This window comes from Streptomyces sp. P17 (assembly GCF_032436805.1).
GTDB lineage: Bacteria > Actinomycetota > Actinomycetes > Streptomycetales > Streptomycetaceae > Streptomyces.
Genome location: NZ_JAVRBF010000800.1, coordinates 1 through 273 on the forward strand (window position 1 = coordinate 1; position 273 = coordinate 273).

Annotated in this window: 1 protein-coding gene; it reads right to left on the minus strand. The window is 71.1% G+C overall.

What is annotated here, in order from left to right; all coding sequences use genetic code 11:
• Positions 1 to 44: 44 nt before the first annotated feature.
• A partial coding sequence (locus tag RMT89_RS43005; protein WP_315889198.1) for a hypothetical protein occupies positions 45 to 273 on the minus strand: 229 nt, incomplete at its 5' end.

Below are 273 nucleotides of genomic sequence, written 5' to 3' on the forward strand. Positions count from 1 at the left end.
CGCGCTGACGGCGGACGGCGGCCTTCAGGTTGATGGATCCTCCGTCACTCAGCCGATCTCAGCGGCGGCTCTGCCTCTGCCGGACGGGGCAGCGCGGATGGAAGCCGGTCGCGGATTGCGGTCAGGAGCGTGGCGAGCCCGGTGATCGACGCGAGCAGCCGGGCCAGCCGAGCGATGACCGAGCCGTCGGCGGCGTCTGACCCGGGATCATCGTCTCCGGGTGCACCGATGCCCGTCGCGATCGTCGCGAGGGCGGTATTCGTGGTGTCCTGG